General features: G+C 41.2%; 24 protein-coding genes. 11 read left to right on the top strand and 13 right to left on the bottom strand.

The window, feature by feature from the left end; all coding sequences use genetic code 11:
- Positions 1-502 precede the first annotated feature (502 nt).
- Genes FTU03_RS07600 through FTU03_RS07610 form a run of 3 tightly spaced genes read left to right on the top strand, consistent with a single transcriptional unit; the run spans position 503 to position 4,004 of the window.
- Positions 503-1,507 (top strand): TAXI family TRAP transporter solute-binding subunit, encoded by a 1,005-nt coding sequence (locus FTU03_RS07600; protein WP_159124389.1) that lies wholly within the window; start codon positions 503-505, stop codon positions 1,505-1,507.
- Positions 1,507-1,992, top strand: coding sequence for a DUF1850 domain-containing protein (locus tag FTU03_RS07605; RefSeq protein ID WP_179992642.1), 486 nt, complete (start codon positions 1,507-1,509; stop codon positions 1,990-1,992). Before FTU03_RS07600 ends, FTU03_RS07605 begins: the two co-directional genes overlap by 1 nt.
- The gene (locus FTU03_RS07610; protein ID WP_166139308.1) at positions 1,989-4,004 is read left to right on the top strand and encodes a TRAP transporter permease; all 2,016 of its coding nucleotides are present in this window, start codon (positions 1,989-1,991) and stop codon (positions 4,002-4,004) included. Before FTU03_RS07605 ends, FTU03_RS07610 begins: the two co-directional genes overlap by 4 nt.
- Before the next feature lie 40 nt (positions 4,005-4,044).
- On the opposite strand, the gene apbC is transcribed toward FTU03_RS07610, so the two are convergent.
- Both apbC and FTU03_RS07620 read right to left on the bottom strand, forming a co-directional pair.
- Positions 4,045-5,304: an iron-sulfur cluster carrier protein ApbC gene (apbC, locus tag FTU03_RS07615; protein ID WP_179992643.1), complete on the bottom strand. Its 1,260-nt coding sequence runs from the start codon at positions 5,302-5,304 to the stop codon at positions 4,045-4,047.
- 289 nt (positions 5,305-5,593) lie between these two features.
- Complete coding sequence (locus tag FTU03_RS07620) at positions 5,594-6,397, bottom strand: hypothetical protein (protein ID WP_159124393.1); 804 nt, start codon at positions 6,395-6,397, stop codon at positions 5,594-5,596.
- Between the two features lie 314 nt (positions 6,398-6,711).
- Between FTU03_RS07620 and metG the strand changes: the two genes are divergently transcribed.
- Both metG and FTU03_RS07630 read left to right on the top strand, forming a co-directional pair.
- A complete protein-coding gene (gene metG, locus FTU03_RS07625) occupies positions 6,712-8,772 on the top strand; it encodes a methionine--tRNA ligase (RefSeq protein ID WP_179992644.1) in 2,061 nt (686 codons plus the stop codon).
- A gap of 194 nt (positions 8,773-8,966) precedes the next feature.
- On the top strand, positions 8,967-9,323 hold the full coding sequence (locus FTU03_RS07630) for a hypothetical protein (RefSeq protein WP_034581100.1): 357 nt from the start codon (positions 8,967-8,969) through the stop codon (positions 9,321-9,323).
- Between the two features lie 65 nt (positions 9,324-9,388).
- Here FTU03_RS07630 and FTU03_RS16350 read toward each other — a convergent pair whose 3' ends face one another.
- Positions 9,389-9,505, bottom strand: coding sequence for a hypothetical protein (locus FTU03_RS16350; RefSeq protein ID WP_373683639.1), 117 nt, complete (start codon positions 9,503-9,505; stop codon positions 9,389-9,391).
- A gap of 265 nt (positions 9,506-9,770) precedes the next feature.
- On the opposite strand from FTU03_RS16350, the gene FTU03_RS07635 reads away from it, so the two are divergent.
- Positions 9,771-10,751 carry an MBL fold metallo-hydrolase gene (locus FTU03_RS07635; RefSeq protein ID WP_179992645.1) on the top strand — a complete coding sequence of 327 codons (981 nt, stop codon included), beginning with the start codon at positions 9,771-9,773 and terminating at the stop codon, positions 10,749-10,751.
- 450 nt (positions 10,752-11,201) lie between these two features.
- The gene (locus FTU03_RS07640; protein ID WP_034702004.1) at positions 11,202-12,389 is read left to right on the top strand and encodes an ammonium transporter; all 1,188 of its coding nucleotides are present in this window, start codon (positions 11,202-11,204) and stop codon (positions 12,387-12,389) included.
- A 63-nt stretch (positions 12,390-12,452) separates the two neighbouring features.
- On the opposite strand, the gene FTU03_RS07645 is transcribed toward FTU03_RS07640, so the two are convergent.
- Together FTU03_RS07645 and FTU03_RS07650 are read right to left on the bottom strand one after the other, a co-directional pair.
- Positions 12,453-13,076, bottom strand: coding sequence for a LysE family translocator (locus FTU03_RS07645; protein ID WP_004785033.1), 624 nt, complete (start codon positions 13,074-13,076; stop codon positions 12,453-12,455).
- Between the two features lie 102 nt (positions 13,077-13,178).
- Positions 13,179-13,364: an NF038215 family lipoprotein gene (locus FTU03_RS07650; RefSeq protein ID WP_034702009.1), complete on the bottom strand. Its 186-nt coding sequence runs from the start codon at positions 13,362-13,364 to the stop codon at positions 13,179-13,181.
- Positions 13,365-13,542: 178 nt separating this feature from the next.
- Here FTU03_RS07650 and FTU03_RS07655 point away from each other — a divergent pair, with 178 nt between their 5' ends.
- Positions 13,543-14,403, top strand: coding sequence for a 1-aminocyclopropane-1-carboxylate deaminase/D-cysteine desulfhydrase (locus FTU03_RS07655; RefSeq protein WP_179992646.1), 861 nt, complete (start codon positions 13,543-13,545; stop codon positions 14,401-14,403).
- 24 nt (positions 14,404-14,427) lie between these two features.
- On the opposite strand, the gene FTU03_RS07660 is transcribed toward FTU03_RS07655, so the two are convergent.
- Positions 14,428-14,751 carry a hypothetical protein gene (locus FTU03_RS07660; protein WP_179992647.1) on the bottom strand — a complete coding sequence of 108 codons (324 nt, stop codon included), beginning with the start codon at positions 14,749-14,751 and terminating at the stop codon, positions 14,428-14,430.
- A gap of 188 nt (positions 14,752-14,939) precedes the next feature.
- Between FTU03_RS07660 and FTU03_RS07665 the strand changes: the two genes are divergently transcribed.
- Entirely contained in the window at positions 14,940-16,139 is a 1,200-nt protein-coding gene (locus FTU03_RS07665; protein ID WP_179992648.1) for an NAD(P)/FAD-dependent oxidoreductase, read from the top strand.
- A gap of 34 nt (positions 16,140-16,173) precedes the next feature.
- Here FTU03_RS07665 and FTU03_RS07670 read toward each other — a convergent pair whose 3' ends face one another.
- From FTU03_RS07670 to FTU03_RS07685, 4 genes are all read right to left on the bottom strand, one after another.
- Positions 16,174-16,326, bottom strand: coding sequence for a hypothetical protein (locus FTU03_RS07670; protein ID WP_179992649.1), 153 nt, complete (start codon positions 16,324-16,326; stop codon positions 16,174-16,176).
- Positions 16,327-16,455: 129 nt separating this feature from the next.
- Entirely contained in the window at positions 16,456-16,623 is a 168-nt protein-coding gene (locus FTU03_RS07675; protein ID WP_179992650.1) for a hypothetical protein, read from the bottom strand.
- 67 nt (positions 16,624-16,690) lie between these two features.
- Positions 16,691-18,526 carry a mechanosensitive ion channel gene (locus tag FTU03_RS07680; RefSeq protein WP_159124398.1) on the bottom strand — a complete coding sequence of 612 codons (1,836 nt, stop codon included), beginning with the start codon at positions 18,524-18,526 and terminating at the stop codon, positions 16,691-16,693.
- A gap of 198 nt (positions 18,527-18,724) precedes the next feature.
- Positions 18,725-19,078 (bottom strand): hypothetical protein, encoded by a 354-nt coding sequence (locus tag FTU03_RS07685; protein ID WP_034702043.1) that lies wholly within the window; start codon positions 19,076-19,078, stop codon positions 18,725-18,727.
- A gap of 407 nt (positions 19,079-19,485) precedes the next feature.
- Here FTU03_RS07685 and FTU03_RS07690 point away from each other — a divergent pair, with 407 nt between their 5' ends.
- On the top strand, positions 19,486-19,908 hold the full coding sequence (locus FTU03_RS07690) for a hypothetical protein (protein WP_005237048.1): 423 nt from the start codon (positions 19,486-19,488) through the stop codon (positions 19,906-19,908).
- Between the two features lie 248 nt (positions 19,909-20,156).
- Here FTU03_RS07690 and FTU03_RS07695 read toward each other — a convergent pair whose 3' ends face one another.
- Positions 20,157-20,918 carry a ferredoxin--NADP reductase gene (locus FTU03_RS07695; RefSeq protein WP_159124399.1) on the bottom strand — a complete coding sequence of 254 codons (762 nt, stop codon included), beginning with the start codon at positions 20,916-20,918 and terminating at the stop codon, positions 20,157-20,159.
- 85 nt (positions 20,919-21,003) lie between these two features.
- On the opposite strand from FTU03_RS07695, the gene gigC reads away from it, so the two are divergent.
- Positions 21,004-21,882, top strand: a complete 879-nt coding sequence (gene gigC, locus FTU03_RS07700) for a LysR family transcriptional regulator GigC (protein ID WP_159124400.1) — start codon at positions 21,004-21,006, stop codon at positions 21,880-21,882.
- A 46-nt stretch (positions 21,883-21,928) separates the two neighbouring features.
- On the opposite strand, the gene FTU03_RS07705 is transcribed toward gigC, so the two are convergent.
- Positions 21,929-22,510 carry a cold shock domain-containing protein gene (locus FTU03_RS07705; RefSeq protein ID WP_159124401.1) on the bottom strand — a complete coding sequence of 194 codons (582 nt, stop codon included), beginning with the start codon at positions 22,508-22,510 and terminating at the stop codon, positions 21,929-21,931.
- A 134-nt stretch (positions 22,511-22,644) separates the two neighbouring features.
- Entirely contained in the window at positions 22,645-23,010 is a 366-nt protein-coding gene (locus FTU03_RS07710; RefSeq protein ID WP_004785062.1) for a hypothetical protein, read from the bottom strand.
- Positions 23,011-23,315 lie beyond the last annotated feature (305 nt).

Genomic DNA, 23,315 nt, shown 5'->3' on the forward strand with positions numbered 1-23,315 from the left:
TTTTCAGTCAATTTTGTCAATTTATAAAGCTATAAGCTCATCATAAAATTGCTATAAAAGTAGAAGTTTCAATAGAGTATTCGGACTTAAAATTCCTGAAATACTAGTCTCTATACCATGAAAGGAAAATCATCCAAAACCTTGAAATCATTATTTCTGGTAACCTTTGATTGAATTTTAGCCAACTAAAAATCCCTGCTCTTACGTATGAACTTTGCACACTTCTATAGAAAGATTTGATGATGGGAGCAACTTTTACCTAACTCCTAATGATTAAATTTCCACTCTCCATTTAAGATGTCTATCTTGCTCAATTTGTTCAACATATTGATAAAGCAAAATTTCGAAAAAAATGTTATTAAAGGTATTCAGACAAAATAATTGCTGTTAAATTGTACAAGGACAACAATTGATAATTCACATTTTTTAACATCCAGACGGTTTAGTATATTGTTGTTTTAATTATATTTTAAGAACTACAGAATAATATCAGGAGTCATATATGAATAAATGGATCAAACTTTCAGTCATGAGCTTAGCGTTATCAGGCGTAGTTGCCTGCTCGAATGATAATGCACAAAATAAATCAGATAATCAGGCTGCATCTGGCGAGAGCGTAGCTGCAGATAAACTGCAAACCCGATTTGTCAATATTGCGACAGGCGGTGCCTCAGGCCCTTATAATGTCATCGGAACAGGATTGGCTGAAATCTATAACAAGACCTACGGCGTAAGTTCCAAAACCCAGACCACAGGGGCTTCTGTCGAAAATCTAAATTTATTAAAACAGAACAAAGTTGAAATGGCCTTTGTCATGAGCGACAGCTTAACTGAAGCAATTAATGGTCAAGGCAGTTTTAGTTCTAAAATTGACAACGTGCAGCAGATCGCTGCGCTTTATCCAAACTATGTACAGATTGTCACTTCAAAACGTTCTGGTATCAAAAATATTGAAGATCTCAAAGGCAAACGTATTGCAGTGGGCGCCCAGAATTCAGGTGTAGAAGTGAATGCCCGTACTCTATTGAACGGTTTTGGTATCACTTATAAGGATGTCAAAGTAGATTATTTAGGTTATGCCGAAGCAGCTGATGCCTTGAAAGGCGGTAAACTGGATGCAGCCTTCCTGACCAGTGGTCTTCCAAACTCTTCACTGATGGAGCTGCAACAGGGCTTTGATCTACAACTGGTGAGTATTAATCCAGATAAAGTGAAAGCGATTGCCAAAGATCAGGCGTATTTCCTGCCAATGACCATTCCTAAAGGGACCTATGGCAATGCTGAAGATATTCCTACAGCTGCGATCATGAATGCGCTGGTGGTTCGTTCTGATCTCTCTACAGATGATGTATATAAGCTAACCAAGACGTTCTTCTCCAGCTTGGATCAACTCGCCAATTCACATCAGGCTGCTAAAGAAATCACTTTAGAAGGTGCACAAAAAGGTCTGGTTGCTCAACTGCATCCGGGCGCGCAAAAATTCTATGATGAGAATAAAGCGAACTGATGAAATGGATACAAGGTGCAGCGATTGCTGCACTTTTTAGTTTGGCTACTTTTTTTATTAGCTGTGTTTGGATGACATTTTCGTATATTTTTGTGGAAGTGAAAGAGCAAAATTTCCAGTGCAAAATTGACCAGAAATCTTTTCAGCTGAGCTGGATGCATTCGGTAGAAAGAACACAGTGGAAAGAACGTTATCTTCTAGACAAGGACCATTTCATTCTGACAGATACTCAGTTCATTTCATTTGGTGCGGGTACACCTGATCAAGGTACTATTACTCGACAGGATGATGGCAACATCCATATGCAAATCAACCGAGAGATGAAAGAACTCAACTGGGTCATTTCACGCAGAATGCAGGGACAAATTGAGAGTGCTGATCGGATCTGGAATATTTATCAGGATTTTCCCGACTACAGCACGGTACAACTTTCTATAAGAAAAGACAGCCTATGGAAAAAAAGAGGTTTAAATGATTGCCTATGAATCCACAAGAAACAAGAAATGTGACCGAAGCACTGGATGATCAACAGCAACAAGAATTATTAGAAAAATTTGACCGTGAATCTGTCACTCGCAATCCGATCAACAAATCGGTTCGCTGGTTTATTGCTGCCTTGGCAATATCCTATTCGTTATTTCATCTTTATATTACTTTTAATCCCTTGCCAGAACTGATTCAACGTGCAGCCCATGTATCCATTGGTCTGGCGCTGATTTTCTTGTTGTATCCAGCACGTCAGGCCAGTAGCCGGCAAAAGGTAGCATGGACGGACTGGATTTGGGTGATCGCCTCTTTTGCTTCTTTCTTTTATTTATTTAAAGAGTATCAAGCGATTATGACCACTCGGGGAGGCATTCCCAATACGCTGGACATTGTCTTCTCGATTATGACAGTAGTATTGGTGGTTGAGGCTGCTCGAAGGGTAATGGGCTGGATGTTGCCGATCTTGGGACTGATTTTCTTGAGTTATCCATTTGTCAGTCATTTTGAATGGATGCCGGATCGCTTGCTCACTCGCCCCTATACATTCAGTGATATTTTCGGACAAATGTATCTGAAGACTGAAGGTTTATATTCTTCAGCCATTGGTGCTTCAGTCACCTTTATTTTCCTGTTTATCCTGTTTGGTGCCTTTCTGGCGAAATCAGGAATGGGAAAATTATTTAATGATCTCGCCATGGCACTTGCGGGACATAAGCAAGGTGGACCAGCCAAGGTCGCTGTGATTTCCAGCGGTTTTATGGGCAGTATCAACGGGACGGCGGTTGCCAATGTCGTAGGAACAGGTTCATTTACCATTCCTTTAATGAAAAAAATTGGCTATCACAAAAACTTTGCCGGTGCAGTGGAAGCCAGTGCTTCTGTCGGCGGGCAGATCTTACCGCCAGTAATGGGTGCCAGTGCCTTCATCATGGCAGAAACCACGGGTGTCAGTTATGGCACGATTGCCTTAGCTGCGGTATTACCTGCCCTGCTGTATTATCTCGGTGTGATGGCACAAGTCCATTTCAGAGCTGGTCGGGATCACCTGAAAGGCGTTCCCAAAGCTGACCTACCACGAGTCAAAGAAGTCCTGAAAGAACGAGGACATTTATTATTTCCAATCGTTGCTTTGGTATTCTTTTTATTCCAGTCGATTCCAGTGAGTTATGCCGCTGTTTATACAATTTTGTTGACCATTGTGGTGGCAGCATTCAGAAAATCCACCCGTATGGGACCTAAGGAAATTCTGGAGGCTTTAGCTGATGGCGCCAAGCAGTCACTTTCAGTGATGGCTGCCTGTGCGGTCGTGGGTATCATTATTGGTGTGGTGAGTTTGACTAGCTTTGGTTCTGTCATGACTTCTTCAATCATGAGTATTGGTGCTGGCAGTCTGTTCCTCACCCTGTTCTTCACCATGATTGCATCGATGATTCTGGGCATGGGTCTACCATCGATTCCTGCCTATATCATTACCGCGACGATGGCTGCTCCGGCTTTGGCCAACTTTGATATTCCAATCCTAGTCGCGCATATGTTTGTGTTTTATTTTGGCCTGTTTGCCAATATTACCCCACCAGTTGCCTTAGCCGCCTTTGCTGGTGCCGGGATTGCAGGTGGTGACCCAATGCGGACTGGATTCCTGGCCTTGCGCCTATCCCTAGCCGGATTTATTGTGCCCTTCCTGTTTGTCTATAACCCGGCGATGCTGATGATTGATACAACAGATATTGCCGTGAATGCCAAAGAATTTGCCTTACCGGCATGGAATGTCATTTTAAGCATTACCGTAACATCCATTGTCGGCATTCTGGCACTTGGCGCTGCAGTAGAAGGCTACTTTAAAACCGCGATGAATTGGTTCTGGCGCATCTTCCTAGGGGTTGGCGCTCTCATGATGATTGTGCCTGAGACCATGACCGATATTATCGGCACCATCATGGTGATTATTGCAATTGGCTTTAATATCATTCAGGCAAGAAAAGAAAATACAGCTACGACTAAAACCTCATAAAAAAAAGAGAGCTTAAGCTCTCTTTTTTTATTATAGAATCTTAGAAAATACGAGTTTTATCTTTTTCTGCTTTTGGCAATTTTGCTGCAATTTTCTGAGCAATGGCCATATAACTTTCAGCAGCATCATCTCCAGCAATCACTGAAGGCTTACCGGCATCGGCATTTTCACGAATCACTGCATTCAAAGGCAAGCGGCCGAGCAATGGAATATTGTATTGCTCTGACAGTTTATCACCGCCGCCTGTACCAAAGATCTGTTCTTCATGACCGCAGTTCGAGCAGATATGGGTCGACATATTTTCGACTACCCCCATCACTGTAATCTGCACACGGTTAAACAGTTCAATGCCTTTAGTTGCATCCAGCAATGCCACATTTTGCGGTGTGGTGACGATCACAGCACCTGTGACTGGAATACGCTGAGCAAGCGTTAACTGGATATCACCTGTACCTGGCGGCATGTCAATCATCAATACATCCAGATCTGGCCATAGGGTTTGATTGAATAGCTGCATCAAGGCACCTGTTGCTTTCGGACCGCGCCAAGCAACCAGCGTATTATTATCACCTGTTAAGTGACCAATCGACAGCACTGCCATACCATAGGCATCGAGTGGGACAAACTGTTCGGCTTCGATCATCGGGGTTTTGCCGGCATTGCCGAGCATCGTTGGAATACTTGGACCATAAATATCCGCATCCAGTACACCCACTTTCAAACCTAATTTTTGCAAAGCCAAAGCCAGATTCACAGTTGTGGTTGATTTACCTACACCGCCCTTACCTGAAGAGACCAGAATGACATTCTGAATGCGTGGATGCTTCGGCACATCACGTTGCTGTGGAGCAGCTTTCTGGATCGGTGGATTATTTGGATCAGCTTCTGCTTGAGCTACGCTGCCTGAAGCATCAACTACAGGTGGCAGATTCGATTTTGAAGCAGCAGTTTGCGGCTGGCTGGAACAGCTCTCGCCTTCTGCATGATGATGTCCACAACCGCCTTCTTTTTTATGACCCGTCTTTTGCTGAATCACATGCAGGTTTAGTTCTTTAATACCGCATTTCTCTAGCGCATCCGCCAGTTCATCATGAATCTGCTGTAACTGCTCTTTTTCTTCCGGATAGGTATTAATGGTGATTTGCAGAATCTCGCCTTGCACATTGACCTGAGTAATCCGGTCTTTCAGCGCATTGCTAGAATTTGGCAAGATATAGTTTTGCAGTACGTTCTGCACAGCTTCTTCGTTCACCTCCTTGGAAGGCGAAAAAACCGATTTAAGCGAAGAAAGCCAGGACATAGGTTACTCCAAAAATATAGATAGACATCTGAATAGCTTAGTTTAACGAGGTTTTAGTCTCAGGTTAAGCAATCTGTATTCAGAAGCCTGAAAGACAAATATAATTTCCAACTATTTTACTGGGTTTTAAAGAGTTACAGGGAAGAAAATTTATAAAGTCAGCATTACATCTTATTTATTGTTTTATATTATTGATATTTTAAAATTTTAAATAAAATTAATTAGATAGTATCCATTAAAAAGCCACTTCATTCAAAAACTGAATGAAGTAGCTTTCAACATGAAATGATTATTTATGATTTTTATCTTGGTCGGTCTTGTTTTGCCCAGATTGATCAGCCTTATCCTGATCCTTTTTAGCATCATTTTTGTTATTGGTCTGATCTGAATTTTGGTCCTTATCCTTAGCCTCTTTAGATGAAGAATCCTGATCCTGCTTTTTCGAATCATCTGACTGAGACTGGTCATCGCCTTTCATTTTAGTCATGGTTTCAGCCGCCATCTGTTTCAACTCATTCAGTTTCGTAGCAGCTTCATTCACCAACTCACTAATTTTGACCTTAGTATCTTCAAATTTGTGTAGCGCTTCATCTTTTAAATTTGCCATACGATCCTGGTCAGCCTGATTTGCCGATTTATCTCCAGAACTTTGATCCTGTGCCTTTTTCGAATCATCTGAACCTTGCTCGCCATTTTTCTGGCTGTCTGATTTGCCATTTTTTAGCTCATTCAGAATCTTTTCGCCTTTTTGCAATAGCTCTTCACCGATCGCGATGGCTTTCGCTTTTAAGTCATCCATTTTGGTACTTTCAGCTTTTTTATCGGATTGATCACCATGATTAGATTGGTCATTTTTAGACGCATCTTTTTGCTCTGATTGCTGATGACCAGATGCTTTAGAGTCTTGCTGATGATCAGAATTTTCATCAGCACCATTTTTTTGGGCTTCTAGGACTTCTTCATGCTTCTGCTTATGCTGTTTATCAATCTCATTCTGCTTTTGCTCTTGTTCAATCTTGTCATGCAGTTCTCGTGCATGTTGTTCTTTATCTTGATTCTGTTTTGAAGTACTTGTCTGGTTATTCTGAGTCATGAGTACCCTCCTAAGGCGTCATAATAAAAATGATCAGCCAAATTTTTAGCACAAAGCATGCAATGACGTGGGTGAATTAAGCAAACTGCAACAAAGCCTGTACATGTTGTTGCTATTGATTGCAGGAAGTAGCATCAACTTATCTCAATCGAATTTTTAAGGGTCAATTACCTGCCTATAGCCTGTTTTTGTATTCTGAATATTCGGCCTGATTTATTCCTTGTGCTTCTGTAAAAGCATTTCTTTGTAATCCCTTCTGCATCATGTAAAATTATGGCCCATTGCATAATGAATACGAATGAGAGAGTGAATCCGTGCGTAAAATCCTAGTCACCAATGCCCTTCCTTACGCCAATGGCCCGATTCATATGGGTCACTTACTCGGCTATATCCAGGCTGATATATGGGTACGTGCGATGCGCGCGATGGGTCATGACGTGACGTATGTCTGTGCGGATGATGCTCATGGTACAGCGATCATGCTGCGTGCTGAGGCAAATGGCATTTCACCTGAAGCACAGATTGCCAATGTGCAAAAAGAACATATTCGTGACTTTGACGGTTTCGGTGTGCATTTCGATCATTATGATTCAACGCATAGCGACACCAACCGCGCACGTGCCAGCGAAATTTATGTCAAAAACCGTGATGCAGGCAATATTGCTGTTCGTCCCGTCACGCAATTATTTGACCCTGAAAAAGGCATGTTCCTGTCAGACCGTTTCATTAAGGGTACATGCCCAAAATGTAAGGCGGAAGATCAATACGGCGATTCATGTGAAGTTTGCGGTACAACTTACAACGCGACTGAATTATTAAATCCAAAATCGACTTTAAGCGGCGCGACTCCTGTTGAGAAATCTTCGGACCATTACTTCTTTAAACTGCCAAATTTTGGTGAATACCTGCAAAAATGGACCCGTGACGAAGGCCGTCTACCCGTATCTATCGCCAACAAACTGGATGAATGGTTTGACAATGGCTTGAACGACTGGGACATCTCACGTGATGCACCGTATTTCGGCTTTGAAATTCCTGATGCGCCAAACAAATATTTCTATGTGTGGGTGGATGCGCCAATCGGCTATATGTCGAGCTTCGAGAATTACATCAAAACTAAACGTCCTGATTTAAGCTTCGATGATTTCTGGAAAAAAGATTCTAAAAATGAAGTCTATCACTTCATTGGTAAAGACATCGTTTACTTCCATGCCCTGTTCTGGCCTGCAATGCTGGAAGGTGCAGACTACCGTACACCAACCGGTTTATTCGTGAATGGCTTCCTGACTGTAAATGGTCAGAAGATGTCTAAATCTCGCGGTACCTTCATTAAAGCTGAAACTTATTTACAGCATTTGAACCCTGAATACCTGCGTTATTACTTTGCTTCTAAACTTTCTGACAAGGTTGAAGATTCTGACCTGAATCTGGATGACTTCGTTCAGAAAGTGAATTCGGACCTAGTGGGTAAAGTAGTGAATATCGCCAGCCGTTGTGCAAAATTCATCAATACCAAGTTTGACAACAAGCTAAGTGCAACTTGTGCCGAGCCTGAACTGGTTCAAAGCTTTATTGATGCTGGCGATTCAATTGCCAAAGCTTATGAAACCCGTGAATTCTCGGCAGCGATCCGTGAAATCATGGCACTTGCAGATAAAGCCAACCAGTACATCGATGAGAAAAAACCTTGGGCTTTAGCGAAAATTGAAGGCGAAGAACAACAGGTTCACGGTGTGTGTTCTGTAGGTATCAACCTGTTCCGTCAATTGGCTGTGTATTTAGCTCCAGTACTTCCAACTTTGGCTGCTCAGGTTCAGGACTTCCTAAAACTGGCTTCTTTCGACTTTGCTTCTCGCACTGAAATTTTGACTGGTCATGAAATTGCATTGTTCCAGCCACTGATGCAACGTGTTGATCCGAAAGCTGTGGCTGCGATGGTCGATGCATCTAAAGATTCTTTAGCTGCACCTGCTGCTGAACCAGCAAAAGCTGAGAAGAAAAAAGAGAAAGCCAAAGAGAAGAAAGCTGAACCTAAAGTTGGTGAAGCTGAGATCATCACGATTGATGACTTCATTAAAGTTGATTTACGTGTGGCTGAAGTTCTGGACGCTGCAACGGTTGAAGGTTCTGACAAACTACTGCAATTGACTTTAAATGTTGGAGAAGCTGAACCACGTAATGTGTTCAGTGGTATCCGTGAGTTCTATAAACCGGAAGACCTGAAAGGCAAACTGGTGGTGATGGTCGCTAACCTTGCTCCACGTAAGATGCGTTTTGGTATTTCGAACGGTATGGTACTTGCCGCTGGTAATGGCGACGGTGTTTGGGTGATTTCGCCTGAATCTGGTGCTAAACCAGGTGATAAAGTGTCTTAAGATTTAGGTCTTAGATAGAGGAAAAGCCTCTACATTGTAGGGGCTTTTTACTTAGTCTACTAAAATAATACTCAGCCAATAAAAGTTCTTCATCTTTAGTTTTTTACCATTTATACAATTTATTTTCTTGTTTTTTAAAAATATATCTATAGAATCTAAACGCTTTTTTATTTTTAGAATTATTCGGGGTAAACATGAAAAAATTACTAGTTTCAGCTTTAGCAGCATCAACAATTGTATTCACAGGATGTTCAGTTCGTATGGCTGATATGACTGTAGCTTCAACTAAAAACTTTAACCTAAACTCAACTCAGTTCGTTAAAGGCGAACGCGTTAAAGGCGAAGATAAAGTTCCAGTAATTTTATTCCCTTTAGGTATTCCAAATTTCAAAACAGCAGTAGATCGTGCCATTGAAAAAGATCGTTGTGCAGTAGCACTTTCTGATGTAGTCATCACTCAACTAAATCAAGCATTTCTTGTAGGCCAAATTGGCTATCGCGTAGAAGGCACTCAAATTATTGACCGTTCTCAGCCTGAATGCAGTAAATAATTGCTTATTAAAAAAGCCTCTATCTTTAGAGGCTTTTTTAGATCGATCAATAAATCAGATAGCACTTATTTATCAAGGAAAAATTCCCAGATGACATAGCCAATGCCGAAGCCCAGCAATGAATATAAGGTAATAATGAAAAATACAAATGCTGCATTATTTTTCTTTTTCCAAAAACTCATAGTGATACCCAAGGCTGTTTGCAATGCCCCATGTTAACGGGCTTTTTTATAAAAGTGAAATTTATCTAAGTATTTTATTTATAAAAATATTTTTAGAAAAAAACTTATATTTTCTTAAAAAATCAATATACAGATTCAAACTGAATGCCTAGTACAGATATTCAATTCCTCTTCTCTCTTTTAAAAAAGGTAAATATTTTTATATTCTATTTTCATGCTTTACATGCTAATACATAGCATAAACTTCACAACCATAAGAATTGCCATGAATATTTTAAAGACCTCCCTCCTCACCTCTCTACTTTCATTTTCTGTTTTGGGTGTAAGTGTGAGTCAGGCTGCTGAACCTGCACCGATTACTTCACAAAAACAAGTCGCTGGCTACTATCATCACCAAATTGGTAATACTCAGATTACCGCCCTTCTCGATGGTACAAACTACTTAAATCCATCAATGTTTAAAGGCTTAACTGATGCAGAAAAAGCTGAGATTTTAAAGAAATATCATGCTGATCAAGCCAAAGGTATACAGACTTCAGTCAATGCTTTCCTGATTAATACAGGCAATCAACTACTCATGGTGGATAGCGGTGCTGCAAGCTGCTTTGGTGCACACTTAGGGTCAATTTATAACAACCTCAAGGCATCAGGTTATCAACCTGCGCAAGTGAGTAGTATTTTCCTGACTCATCTCCATCCTGACCATGTTTGTGGTATTTCAAATAACGGTGCAGCAAATTATCCAAATGCCACCTTACATATTTCCAAAACCGAATATGACTACTGGCTAAGTCCAAATACCGTCAAAAAACTACCGAAAGACCAGCAGGAGGGTTTCTTAGGCACCGTAGAGAAAATTAAAGCAGCCCTTGCACCCTATGAAAAAGCTAAAAAAGTGAAAGTCTTTTCTGATAAATCTTTAGCCTTTGGTGGGATCGAGTTTAAGCCATCCTTTGGTCATACCCCAGGGCATTACAGCTTTAAACTCAAAGCAGATGGTCAAGAAGTCGTATTTGTCGGTGACATCGTCCATTCACATACCTTGCAATTCGACAAACCTGAAACAGCCATAGAATTCGATGTTGATCCTAAAACTGCGGTGCAAACCCGTTTAAAGCATTTTGCTGAATATGCCAAGCAAGGCCAGACCATTGCAGCACCACATTTACCATTCCCAGGGATCGGTCATATTTACTCAAAAGATGGAAAGAGCTATCAATGGATTCCTGTGCATTTTAAAGATTAATTGAATACTTCAGAGATTTTAGCTCCGGATGAAACCCTAATTTTTTAGGGTTTTATTTATTGGAGATATAGCTAAGTTATAGTCTTCATGACTTCTAAAATTTAAAACCATGATGTACTTTTGCAATTCAAAAGAATCTATCACTTAATTTTTTTAAATTTTTTCTTAAAAATCCTTTTACTTTTCATGTGCACCTTTAGCACACATTTTTAACACACCATTTTCTGTGATAAAGCTAAATATCTAAAAAACAAAATATAAATTTAAATTTTATCTTTTCTTATGATGTCTTAGTTTGGTGCATAAAATTCTATTGTGCTTTATATCGAGTCTTGTCAGTTTCAAGAAATTCTTTATCAAAATTTCCCTTGTTAGTAACTCTTTTCGAATCAGTTTGCCTCTATATACTGGATTTTTTTTGTGATTCTATGCACTAAATTGGAACGCACAATGCAAAATATAGACTTATTATTTCTCCTTCTCGGTGCAGTTCTAGTGCTTGCCATGCATGCAGGATTTGCATTTTTAGAACTAGGGACAGTTCGCCATAAGAATCAGGTCAATGCCTTAAGTAAAATCCTAACTGACTTTTCCCTATCCGCCATCGCTTACTTTCTGGTGGGCTACTATATTGCCTATGGTCAGCATTTTTTCCACGATGCCTCTACTTTAGCAGCCGATCATGGTTATAACCTGATGCGCTGTTTCTTCCTGCTGACCTTTGCCGCAGCTATTCCTGCGATTATCTCGGGAGGTATTGCTGAACGGGCTAAAATGCGTTCGCAGGCTTTAGCGACTTTATTTTTAGTTGCTCTGATTTATCCATTTTTTGAAGGGATGATCTGGAATGGCAACTTTGGTTTTCAAGACTGGTTGGCAAATACCTTCGGTGCCAACTTCCACGACTTTGCCGGCTCTGTGGTCGTGCATGGCATGGGAGGCTGGATTGCTCTGGCTGCAGTCGTTTTACTTGGTGCACGTAATGGTCGATATAAGAATGATGGCCGGATTACTGCACATCCACCATCATCTATCCCTTTCCTTGCTCTAGGCTCATGGATTCTGATTGTTGGCTGGTTTGGCTTTAATGTAATGAGTGCACAACGCCTGGATGCTATTTCCGGACTGGTTGCGATTAACTCTCTAATGGCGATGGTCGGTGGAACTATTGCAGCAAAAGTAGCGGGTAAAGATGACCCGGGCTTCTTGCATAATGGTCCATTAGCCGGACTGGTTGCCATCTGTGCAGGTTCTGATGTGGTACATCCACTGGGTGCATTATTTATCGGAATCAGCGCAGGCGTGATTTTTGTAAAACTATTCACCTATACCCAAAATAAACTTAAAGTGGATGATGTATTAGGGGTTTGGCCTTTGCATGGTGTATGTGGTGCTTTCGGTGGAATTGCTGTCGGTGTATTCGGTCAGCAATGGCTCGGAGGCATGGGCGGTGTTTCTATTATTTCACAGCTATTCGGCACCGTACTGGCGATTGTAGTAGCTCTGGTGGGTGGATTTCTGGTTTATGGTCTGCTGAAAGTGTTGATCGGTATTCGTCTGAGTCAGGAAGAAGAATTTACCGGTGCGGATTTATCTATTCACCGGATCTCGGCAAATTCGGAAGAAAATATTTTTTAAGAACCAAATTAAAAAAGCCCCGAATCATTGGGGCTTTTTTTATGGTCTGCGATAATTGGAAAATTACTTCATCCCAAAGATCAGCTTTAATCCCAGCACGGTCATGACCGCCCCTGCTGCACGGTCAAAACCGGCTTTAAACTTCAAATATACTCGACGTGGCTTTTCAGCAGAAAGTGCAACGGCCACCAGCGAGCACCAGCCTGCATCAATAAAGAAACATAAAACCGGTAATACAAAATAAAAGTAAGTTGGAATTTCTTTTGGCAAAAGCGCAGTAAAAATACTGGCCAATACAATGGCAATTTTTGGGTTAGATAATTGAGTAATCAAACCTGTCATATAAGCACGACGTAAGGACATTTGAGTTTGACTGTCATCGCCTGCATCGATCGGTTCTTTGGCATGCTTGATAATTTTAAAAGCCAACCAGAGCAGATATAAACCACCACAAATTTTAAGCGCCAGATAAGCAGATGGCACAGCCAGCAAAAATGCCTGCAAACCCAGAACTGCCAGCAGACCAAAAATAGCCGCCCCAGTACCAGTACCTAAAGCTGTAAATAGGCCATGTTTACGTGAGATCGCAATTGAATTTTTCGCTACATAAATAGAAGTTGGTCCTGGGCTCATTGCACCTAACATGAGGGCAAAGGCAATTGAACCTAAAATCCAAAATGATTCCACGTGACCATCCAAACTTAAAATGAATGGCTTATTTTAAGTAAAAATAATTTATTTTGCTTTAATATTTCTACACAAATGATGCAATATTTGTGCGAAATCCGGCTATTTCTTCAATTGGTCTTGAGCGGTGAGGGATGAATCAAGCATCTTATAATCATGGTCATGCACCGGCACTCCGCCAATGATCATGCTTCGTGTATCAGTTTTAGGCTTATTCAAAGGATCATCGCAGCCAGATAAGCCTACTAAGAGCAATACACTTAAAATCGTACAGGATAGTATTTTCATTATTCTATCCTCCTCTAAGTTCCCTATAAGATTCAGATTAGCAAATTTGTTTAAATTTTCAGCATATGAATTGTGACAATCTACAAAATTTTATTCTTAGTTTAAGGAGCTCATGATTCTGCCATCCTGCTGATTCTATTTCGCTATAATTTGCTCATTCTTAGCTTATGAAAATACCATGTTTGAAAAAATCGCCCAGCATATTCCAGACCAGCGCATCTGGCTGAAAGACAGGTTTGTAACCATACGCCGTCTGGATCTGGTGCATCCGCAAATATCAGGCAACAAGTTTTTTAAACTGAAATACAACTTTCTGGAAGCACAGCAACTTGGCTTTAAAAAGCTGCTTACTTTTGGTGGCGCTTATTCCAATCATATTGCCGCAACGGCGTTTGCAACACGGCATTTTGGCTTTGAGAGTGTCGGCATTATTCGGGGTGAGGAACTGGCCCATCAGCCTTTAAATCCTACTTTAGCGTTGGCACAACAATTTGGCATGCAGTTACATTTTGTGAGTCGTGAAGAATATCGACGTAAACAGGACGCTAATTATCTAGAAGCGTTAGCACAAAAGTTTCCTGCACATTACATCATTCCTGAAGGCGGTACTAATGCATTGGCGATTCGGGGATGTCAGGAGATTCTAAAGGACGGCGATGCACAATTTGACGTGATCTGCTGTGCTGTAGGCACTGGTGGCACGATTACAGGTTTGATTGAAGCCAGCCAGCCTCATCAACAGGTAGTAGGATTTTCTGCCTTAAAAGGCGATTTCCTGAATAAGGAGGTGGCTAAACTGACCAAGAAAAGAAACTGGTCCATTCTCGATGATTATTGTTGCAGTGGTTATGCCAAAACCACTCCTGAACTGATCCAGTTTATACAGCACTTTGAAGCTGAATATGATATTCCCTTAGAGCAAATTTATACTGGAAAAATGCTGTTGGGAATTTCAAATCTGATTGAAAAAGGCTGCTTTCCACCAGAAACAAAACTGCTGATCCTGCATACTGGTGGACTACAAGGTCGAAATATTTAACTCGCTTAGAGTTCTGATCGAAACTTAAATGCCTATCGGATTATTTCCGTTTAAGGCAATCAGCCCTTTTACCAGTCGATAGACGTGCCAGACAAAGACAAGAAAAATAATCACAAAACCGATTAGAATCACGGTGAGCAGCCCACCTAGAATATAACCCAGCAAGCTGAACCAGAAGGTTTTAATCTGCCAGTCCACATGACTTTCCAGCCAGGTGCCTCGCATTTCATCACGTTTGATATAATTCATGATAATGGCGATTAATGGGGTTATTCCCAGGAAAAAACCCAGTAGATGAAGAATATAGCTGATCAGATTATATTGTTTGTATGCTGCCGTATCCGTCATAAATTATTCCTTTCATTGTGATTATTTTTTAGGCATGACAAAACTATGCATGAATCCGCCAGCTGCTTCAAATTATTTATGATAAATATTCGCTAACACGTTGTAATTCGGGCAGCCCCTTTCAAGAATAGCCAAAGCTGAAATAAAATTGTCTATAATGCTCCCCTTTCTTCTCCCTTGAGTGTGTCATGTCTGTTCAGCAATACGATGTTTTGGTCATAGGTGCAGGTGCATCAGGTTTAATGACGGCCTATATGGCAGCACAACGTGGTCGTAAAGTCGTAGTCGTTGAAAAAGCCAATAAGGTGGGTAAGAAAATCCTGATGTCCGGTGGTGGCAAATGTAATTTCACCAACCTCTATGTCGAACCTGAAAATTTCATCTCGCACAATCCGCATTTCGTGATTTCAGCACTGACCCGCTATACCAATTGGGATTTTATTGGCATGGTCTGCGAATATGGCATCGAATATGAAGAACGTAAACATGGACAGTTATTCACCTTAAATGGTGCTAAAGAAATTCTGGCGATGTTGCTGTCCGAATGTGACAAAACCGGTCTGGTCGAGATCAAAACCAACTGCGAAGTGAAAGCTATCAACACTGTAGACGATCAAGGATTTCAAGTAGCCACTTCTTTAGGATATTTTGAAGTAGAATCGGTTGTGGTTGCTTCAGGTGGCCTGTCTATTCCAACCTTAGGTGGTTCAGGCATCGGCTATGAGATTGCCAAACAGTTTGGACATCATGTCTATCCAACCCGTGCCGGTCTGGTGCCCTTTACTTTCTCGGATAGTTTCAAGGAAATCACCACCCGTCTAAGCGGTAATGCAGTCGAAGCCACGCTGTCCAATGATTTAAACAGTTTTACTGAAGCTTTACTGTTTACCCATCGTGGCCTAAGTGGCCCTAGCTCCCTACAGCTGTCAAATTACTGGGATGTTGGCCAAAGCTTTAAGGTCGATTTCTTACCAAGTGTCGACCTGTTTGATTTCTTTAAATCTAAAAAACAGAGTCAGCCTAAAGTTCTGCTACGCACTCTATTGACCGAATATTTACCGAAAAGTGTAGTACTAGAATTACAGAATCTGATCTGGACTGAAGTAGCTGAAACACCCATTGGCAATATTAGTGATGACAAGCTGGAACAGATTGCCAAACGTTTAAGTGGCTTTGAACTGAAGCCTTCTGGAACTGAAGGTTACCGGACAGCTGAAGTGACTTTGGGCGGCGTAGATACAACCGAAGTTTCATCTAAAACAATGGAAAGCAAAAAGCAGAAAGGCTTGTATTTTGTGGGCGAAATACTGGATGTGACTGGTCATTTGGGAGGTTTTAACTTCCAATGGGCATGGTCATCAGCACATGCCGCATCGGAATATGTTTAATACAAAGATGATCTGGGAAGAGAAAATACTTCGCTTATTCCAGATAATCCGTTTTAAACAGGCTGAGATTGGCCGTATTTTCTAAACGGTCAATCGTCAGTTGCATTTTCTGAGCCGCTTCCTGCAGATGTAAGGGTACTTGATCTGCCATAGGTGCCATGAATTTATGCTGAAATGTTTTCCACATCTTATTGATCTCCTTTTTCTTTATATTTTTAATGCAAGAAAAATACCAAAATCATTTTAGTATTCACTTAAATATTCTATATTTTTTAAAAAAGAAATTCTATGTATAGTGACTAGGCAGTATTTCGACTTAGTTAAATTCGTCTGGATCAGGTATTTTCTTATCCAGCTCTTTTTCAGCCTGCTCATCCTGTTTGCTTTTCACAAAGACAAATCGATAAGCAGCCGTGAAAAAGCCAATGGTTATGCCTGCTATCACTAAGGGTGCTAACAGATTATTCGGTTTCTTGGCATTCATTCAGATTTCCTCAGGATTAAAAAAATCGACCACTCAAGCGTGGCCGATTATGTTTAAATAGAACAGGTTAATTCGGGTCATCTTTTTTTGGATGACTATCGACATCCGGTTCTTCTTCACCTGTAGAACCAAATGGATTATTCGCTGGTGGATGAGTTGGATCAACTTGAAGCGAATCCGGTACAGCCTGATCGACATCTGGTGTCACCTGATCTACACCTGAAGCTTCATCATCCTGCGGTGCAGTGGTCAAGGTCGCTGGCGTACTATTGGATAAATTGGTACGCATCGGCGCATTGTCATCTTGTGATTGATCTTGATTCGGCACAATATTTTCTCCTGTAGTTGAACTGCCTGCACCTGTAGTACCACTGACATCAGCACCTAAGCCTGAAGTCATGATATTAGTTTCATTTTTCAAAGGATTCGGCTCTTTAGCTTCTCGTTTAGCTTTATCGATCAAATCAGTCAGTACACGTTCTGCTGGTTGACGGCCACCGAGACCAAAGGCCAAGGCAAATGCCACAGCAACAGCACCCAGAGTTAAACCGAAGGCCAGATTCACGATCGAGTCAGCAATGCCCATGGCACGTAGACCCATCGCAATGACCAGACCCATGATCAGTACACGAACTAGGTTCGCTAACCAGCGTGAACTGTTGTATTCACCACGTTGCACAATATTGGCAACTACATTGGCCAGCCAGAAGCCAATCACCAGGATCACAGCACCTAGCAGGATGTTTGCACCGAAGTAGATGAACATCGCGATCAGGCCACTCACCTGTTCAAAGCCTAAACGGTCCGCAGCTTCGGAAACTGCAAATAGCATGGTGAACAGTACAATCAGATAACCCACCAGACTTGATAGTTTGGTTTTGCCTAGGAAGCGTTGCAGATCCAGTTTAGCTGGAACCTCATCTACGCCTGTTCCGGCAACGACTTCAGTCACCAGACGTGCTACCAGTCTAGACACCACATAAGCCAGAATCAGAATCAGTGCGGCTGCAATGATATTTGGAATGGCATTCATGATCTCATACAGCATTGCAGTTGCTGGTTGAGAAATTGCTTCGATACCCAGTGCTTCAAATGCAATGATTAATGACGTAATAATTACAACTGCGAAGATGAATGAACCAATCAGTTGAGCGACATTCGAGTTTTTGAAAATGCCGACTTTTTCAGCTTGATGTTGAATATTCAGGCTGTTGAGCAAACCTTCAACTATACCGCGAACGATTTTTGCCAGAATGTATCCGACAAATACAATAACTGCAGCAATGAAGATATTAGGCAGATAACTTACAACATCAGTCAGCATGTTCTGCACTGGCAGTAATAAACCATGTAGACCTAGAATCGACAAGACGATTGGCAAGAACAGCAGTAAAATCAGCCAGTAAACAATTTCACTGATATTTTGGCTAATCGGGCTGACACCGACTTCGGCACTCAGCTTTTCATCCAGCTGGGTGCGATCAAGCATTTTTTGCAAGCCGACTTTGACCAGATTCGCCACAATCCACCCGACAAAGGCCACAGCAATAGCCGCCAGCAATTGTGGAATAAAGAGCAGGAACTGCTGGATCATATTACTGAACGGTCCACTCACTGCGGTCAGATTCAGTACGTTAAGTGCACCGATGACCGCAATAATCAGAATAATCCAGAACACAACACGAGCGATAATACTCTCGACATTAGAGCGATGTCCTGTCGCTGCATTTAAGTGTGTATTGGTCCCTAGTTTTTGCAAGATTTTTTTAACACCTGCCGAGACGAGTAATGCAATAATCCAACCTAGGACTAATATGGCAATTGCACTAAGAATTGGATGAAACTGATCCCAGTAGTACATGGCATCATAGCCACCACGTGGGCCTCTCATATAATCATTCATGTTTTCTGCCCTCTTTGTTATTACGCTATTTGTCTGAATTCACGAGCTTATTTTTGAAATCTTCAGCTCTTTCCGATTGCTTATAAAGCTTGAACTTCCTGTGCTTAGCTTGCCTGGAGATACAGAACTTTGAAAAACATCACCACCTATTGCAAAAAAGCCCTAGTCATGAACCAGAGCTTTTTTTAATAATTCCAATTATTGGGTGGCCTGTTGAGCATCAGTTGCAGTAGCTTCTGCTGTATCTTGTGACATTTCGCCTACAGTGGCTGTTGCTTCTGTCATCGCATCATCTGCAGTAGCCATTGCTTCATTGCTTTCACCGCCTGGAGTAGCCGCCGGACTACCATTATTGGCAGGGGCTTCAGTCGCTGGTACTGGTGTATTAGGCTGGGTCGCAGGCGCATCTGGCTTCACATCTGCAAACATATAGAACAGGACTGCCAGTAAAAAGATACCGACCAAAATCAGGATATAGACAGGAATGCGCTTCTTCTGCGTAATTGCTGCCTGATCATGCAAAGGTGGTTTTTTATTAAAATCATCAACCATGACCATTCTCACTCTTTCTTATTCATAAGTAGATTTTTATCATAACAAGCAGTTATCACAGCTTCTGTGACAAAAGATGGTGAGATAGTGAATGGATGTAAGTTATATGTATGAGTCTGATGAACTTGGTATTAGTTTCAAAAAAAGGCATTTTCTAGCCTGAACATACTATGGTCTTATGGTTAGAAACTCTCTTCCCAGACAGTTGATACTGCCGGTTTTTAGCTGATTTATCAGGAGTTGAATTGTCTATAAAACAAACAATATACCACTATGATTTTATTAAATTTTAAACACATTCTAAGTGGGCTAAAACATGCTGTAAAAATACCATTTTTCAATATACCTGCTACTTTGCGCAAAATACGTTATAATTATCCACCTTATTTTTCATGCACCCGAGTTTTATGGCGTATCGTCAACAGAGTGTATCGCTTGATCTTGACACTGACGTCACACATCAATGTGCTTTGCACTACACTCGTGATCAGCATCTGATTGGAATCATTGAATTTAGCAAACCAAGTTTTATGCTACGCTGGCAGGATCTGGAATATTTCCGCCGCCGTACTGAAGAAATGTCGGTAATGCCTTTTCCGGACTGCATTAATGCCATGGTCATTGATGTACGGAATGTTGCGGCCTGGCTAGATAATGACGTTCCGATTATTCCATGGCGCCTACTGGAAGAAGATTGTCCGGTACGTCTAGTTGTGCCTGCGGATCGAATTGAACATTATGCTGGTTTCTTTGAGCCGACCTGGTTAACGACCGATACAGATACTGCCATTCAGGAAATCCGTGACTTTATGGATATGTTTGTACATTAATTCCTGAATAGTAAAAAAACCTCCATATGGAGGTTTTTTTGTGCCTAAAACTCCTCCCTTTATTAAAGGGAGGTTGGGAGGGATTAAATTCGGTTTATTTAATTCTTTGTTTTTAAATTCACTCCCCCCTCCTCCTTTAATAAAGAGAAAAGGTTTTATTCCCTCTCCTCTTGGGAGAGGGTTAGGGAGAGGTAAATTATTTAAGAACCCTCACCCCATCCCTCTCCCAACGAGAGGGTGATAAAGGATTACCAATAATTCTCTACCGCAATATTTCCTTCACCACGACGGTTCATAGTCAGGCCACGTGCTTTTAGCGCTTCTTTGGTATCTTCCACCATTTCCGGATTACCACAGAGCATCACGTGACTGGTTTCAGGATTAAGCTGAAGTCCTGCTGCCCGTTCAAGTTCCCCATTCTCAATCAAAATAGGTAAACGATGATGAAGCACTGCTTCAGGATCGCGGGTAATGATTGGAATAAATTTAAAACCTGTATGGCCTTCGCCAAAGCTCTCAGCAATTTCCTGAATACGGTCGACATAAGCCAGTTCGTCTTGCGTACGGACGCTATAAACCAGGTTAATATGTTTATATTTATTCCAGGTTTCAAAGTCTTGCAGCATGGATAAAAATGGTGCCAGACCTGTACCTGTGCCAAGCAGCCATAAATCTTGTGGTAATGGCAATTGATAACGCGCCAAAGTCAGATAGCCATAGGGAATTTTCTCTAAGTAGAGTTCATCGCCTACTTTAAGATGTTGTAAATTCGAAGTAAATTTCCCTTCCGGAACCACAATCGAAAAAAATTCCAGCGTTTCATCAAAAGGCGATGACACGACTGAATATGCCCGAACGACCAGTTCATCCCCCACTTTCAAGCCAATACGCGCAAACTGTCCTGCCGTAAACTTGAAATGCGCAGGTCTGGTCATGGTGAAACTAAACAGCGTATTGGTCCAACGGTGTACAGATAAAACCTTTTCTAAGCTAAATTTTTCAATAGACATGATTCAAACGTGGCATCAAAGACTATGCTCATGGTAGCATGACAGCATAATTTATTAATATTTTTTAAATGTTAAGGCTCTATTCATGCGCATGACTTTACGCCAGTTGGCTGTTTTTGTAGCAGTTGCTCAAGAAGGCACCGTCACCAAAGCCAGTGATGCAGTCAAACTCACCCAAAGTGCGGCGAGTATGGCTTTAGCAGATTTAGAAGATGGTCTTGGCGCGCCTTTATTCGACCGTCTTGGTAAGCGTTTACAGCTCAATGACTTAGGTCGTTTTCTTCTCCCGCAAGCTCTTGAAATCCTTGGCCGCTGTGAAGCTTTCGAGCAGGCAGCCAAAGGTGAACTGCAAAGCATTGACCTTCGTCTCGGTGCGACGCTGACCATTTCCGACTATCTGATGCCAGATCTGATGGCGGATTTCCTGAAAATCCAGCCACAGGCTCACTTGCAACTGCAGGTCGGCAATACCCGTCAAATGATCGAAGCCGTAAATCAGTTCCAGCTAGATTTGGCCCTGATTGAAGGTTCTTGCCATTTACCACAACTGCAATGTATTCATTGGCGCGATGATGAACTGGCAGTATGCTGTGCGCCGGATCATCCTCTAGCTCAGCTAAACCGTCCGCTCACTGCTGAAGATTTTAAATCGGTTGAATGGATTTTACGTGAAGAAGGTTCAGGAACTCGTGAAGTCTTTGATAATGCCATTTTAAAAGATGTACCTGATGCCAATATTCGTCTGACTCTAGGTCATAATGAAGCGATTCTGAAGATTGTGGCAGGTGGTTTAGGGATGTCCTGTATTTCCAAGCTGGCGATTGAACCTTTGCAGGAAAAAGGTCAACTGGTCATTCTGAATACTCCATTCTGGTCACTCACCCGTCCTTTATTTATGCTGGTACACCGCCAAAAATATCAAGGACCAGGTCTTAAAGCCTTTATGAAATTCTGTGAAGCATAAATTTCACTTTCAATAAAAAAAAGCGCCTTTTGGCGCTTTTTTTTATTTACCGATGTCCAAATTGGCTTTCACATGGGATCCCATCGCCATCACCATCCATTTTAGTATTTGGACAATTTCTTAAAAAGTATAAAGCTTCTTCATATGAACTCATTTGACTACAATGCTGTCGTCCATCACAGCTAAAATTCTGCTGTACTTGTGGTTCTTCAACTATACGTTGCACTTCTACTGGCTGTATTCTGCTGCTTTGCCAATCCTGATATTTGTTATAAACCGCATAGGCTAAGCCAATCATAATCAGAAATCCAATGTAAGTGCTAAAGCTACTTTTCTTCTCTTGAGATTGTTTTCGTTGAGTAATACGAGGCTTATTTTCTAATGCTCGTGACTGAGGCGTATGTCGAGGGGTTTCCGTTTTGAGATCCAAACGCACAATATTGTCTGCTTTAAACTTGCCTGCATCCTGTACTTTGAGAAACTTTAACCTTTCCCCAACTTTTGGTGGCACATTCTTATTTGGAAAGTCTTTAATATGGAAGAATAAATCTTTTGACTCACCCGCTATCTCAATAAAACCAAAACCTCGTTCTTCGTTATAGGTCTTGATCTTCCCCTCTAAAAACATAATTCACTCTATTGTTTGATATTTTTAACTATTGTATTCAAAAAGCGTTTTTAATTCTAAAAATAAAAAAGCACCGTAAGATGCTTTTTTTATTTGAAGGATGAGACAAATATCTTAATAAATGAGAACCTAACTTAAATTTCTCCAAAAATTATAAATCCAATCGCTGTTACCAGAATCAACCAGAGTGTGGGACTAAAGAAAATAGTATTGCGTGCCGGATTGACTATTGCAGAAGTAGAAGCTAGAGATGGTAATACAACTACTTCAGAAACGAACTCTTCCTGATGCTTGATATCCAGACGTACCATATTCTCCAGCTGAATCGTATTTTGCTCTTCAATTATTCTAAATTTAAGTCGTTCTCCGACTTGAGGCGCGATTTCAGGTGAAGGTAGTTGATCTAACTGAAAATTAAGCTCCTGTGCATTATTTTTTAGTTCAATACTCCCAGTCCCACGTACAGCATCATAGGTTTTAATTCTTCCATCTGTAAACATGATATGTGTCCCTAGATCATTCAACAGATGCGTAGTTTATATGGAAGGGATTAAAGGATATTGTTGAGCTTTGGTGGGTATTTTATTGTTTTCGCAACATTTTATAAGGTTCTGATTACACAAGATTCCTACAACTTACGTAAACTCATAACTTAAATAAAAAAAAGAGGCCCTAAGGCCATTGCTGTCCCACAATTTTTCACAAGAGGAAGCTCAAATGAGCTTCCTCTTGTTTTATGGGTATTTTATCGGGTGAAAATAAAGCTTTTAAAGTTCTTCTTTCAAACAAATTCACTTGAATTATT

It is taken from the genome of Acinetobacter sp. YH12046 (assembly GCF_013419905.1).
In the GTDB taxonomy this organism is placed as follows: domain Bacteria; phylum Pseudomonadota; class Gammaproteobacteria; order Pseudomonadales; family Moraxellaceae; genus Acinetobacter.

Bases quoted from the DNA above. Each gene is read 5' to 3' on its own strand.
- FTU03_RS07605 (WP_179992642.1), top strand. From the start codon at position 1,507: ATGAAATGGATACAAGGTGCAGCGATTGCTGCACTTTTTAGTTTGGCT.
- FTU03_RS07695 (WP_159124399.1), bottom strand. From the start codon at position 20,918: ATGTCTATTGAAAAATTTAGCTTAGAAAAGGTTTTATCTGTACACCGT.
- FTU03_RS07670 (WP_179992649.1), bottom strand. From the start codon at position 16,326: ATGTGGAAAACATTTCAGCATAAATTCATGGCACCTATGGCAGATCAA.
- FTU03_RS07690 (WP_005237048.1), top strand. From the start codon at position 19,486: ATGGCGTATCGTCAACAGAGTGTATCGCTTGATCTTGACACTGACGTC.
- FTU03_RS07685 (WP_034702043.1), bottom strand. From the start codon at position 19,078: ATGGTTGATGATTTTAATAAAAAACCACCTTTGCATGATCAGGCAGCA.
- FTU03_RS07635 (WP_179992645.1), top strand. From the start codon at position 9,771: ATGAATATTTTAAAGACCTCCCTCCTCACCTCTCTACTTTCATTTTCT.
- FTU03_RS07660 (WP_179992647.1), bottom strand. From the start codon at position 14,751: ATGACGGATACGGCAGCATACAAACAATATAATCTGATCAGCTATATT.
- FTU03_RS07630 (WP_034581100.1), top strand. From the start codon at position 8,967: ATGAAAAAATTACTAGTTTCAGCTTTAGCAGCATCAACAATTGTATTC.
- FTU03_RS07710 (WP_004785062.1), bottom strand. From the start codon at position 23,010: ATGTTTACAGATGGAAGAATTAAAACCTATGATGCTGTACGTGGGACT.
- FTU03_RS07705 (WP_159124401.1), bottom strand. From the start codon at position 22,510: ATGTTTTTAGAGGGGAAGATCAAGACCTATAACGAAGAACGAGGTTTT.
- gigC (WP_159124400.1), top strand. From the start codon at position 21,004: ATGCGCATGACTTTACGCCAGTTGGCTGTTTTTGTAGCAGTTGCTCAA.
- FTU03_RS07655 (WP_179992646.1), top strand. From the start codon at position 13,543: ATGTTTGAAAAAATCGCCCAGCATATTCCAGACCAGCGCATCTGGCTG.
- FTU03_RS07680 (WP_159124398.1), bottom strand. From the start codon at position 18,526: ATGAATGATTATATGAGAGGCCCACGTGGTGGCTATGATGCCATGTAC.
- FTU03_RS16350 (WP_373683639.1), bottom strand. From the start codon at position 9,505: ATGAGTTTTTGGAAAAAGAAAAATAATGCAGCATTTGTATTTTTCATT.
- FTU03_RS07650 (WP_034702009.1), bottom strand. From the start codon at position 13,364: ATGAAAATACTATCCTGTACGATTTTAAGTGTATTGCTCTTAGTAGGC.
- FTU03_RS07640 (WP_034702004.1), top strand. From the start codon at position 11,202: ATGCAAAATATAGACTTATTATTTCTCCTTCTCGGTGCAGTTCTAGTG.
- FTU03_RS07610 (WP_166139308.1), top strand. From the start codon at position 1,989: ATGAATCCACAAGAAACAAGAAATGTGACCGAAGCACTGGATGATCAA.
- FTU03_RS07675 (WP_179992650.1), bottom strand. From the start codon at position 16,623: ATGAATGCCAAGAAACCGAATAATCTGTTAGCACCCTTAGTGATAGCA.
- FTU03_RS07600 (WP_159124389.1), top strand. From the start codon at position 503: ATGAATAAATGGATCAAACTTTCAGTCATGAGCTTAGCGTTATCAGGC.
- apbC (WP_179992643.1), bottom strand. From the start codon at position 5,304: ATGTCCTGGCTTTCTTCGCTTAAATCGGTTTTTTCGCCTTCCAAGGAG.
- FTU03_RS07665 (WP_179992648.1), top strand. From the start codon at position 14,940: ATGTCTGTTCAGCAATACGATGTTTTGGTCATAGGTGCAGGTGCATCA.
- FTU03_RS07620 (WP_159124393.1), bottom strand. From the start codon at position 6,397: ATGACTCAGAATAACCAGACAAGTACTTCAAAACAGAATCAAGATAAA.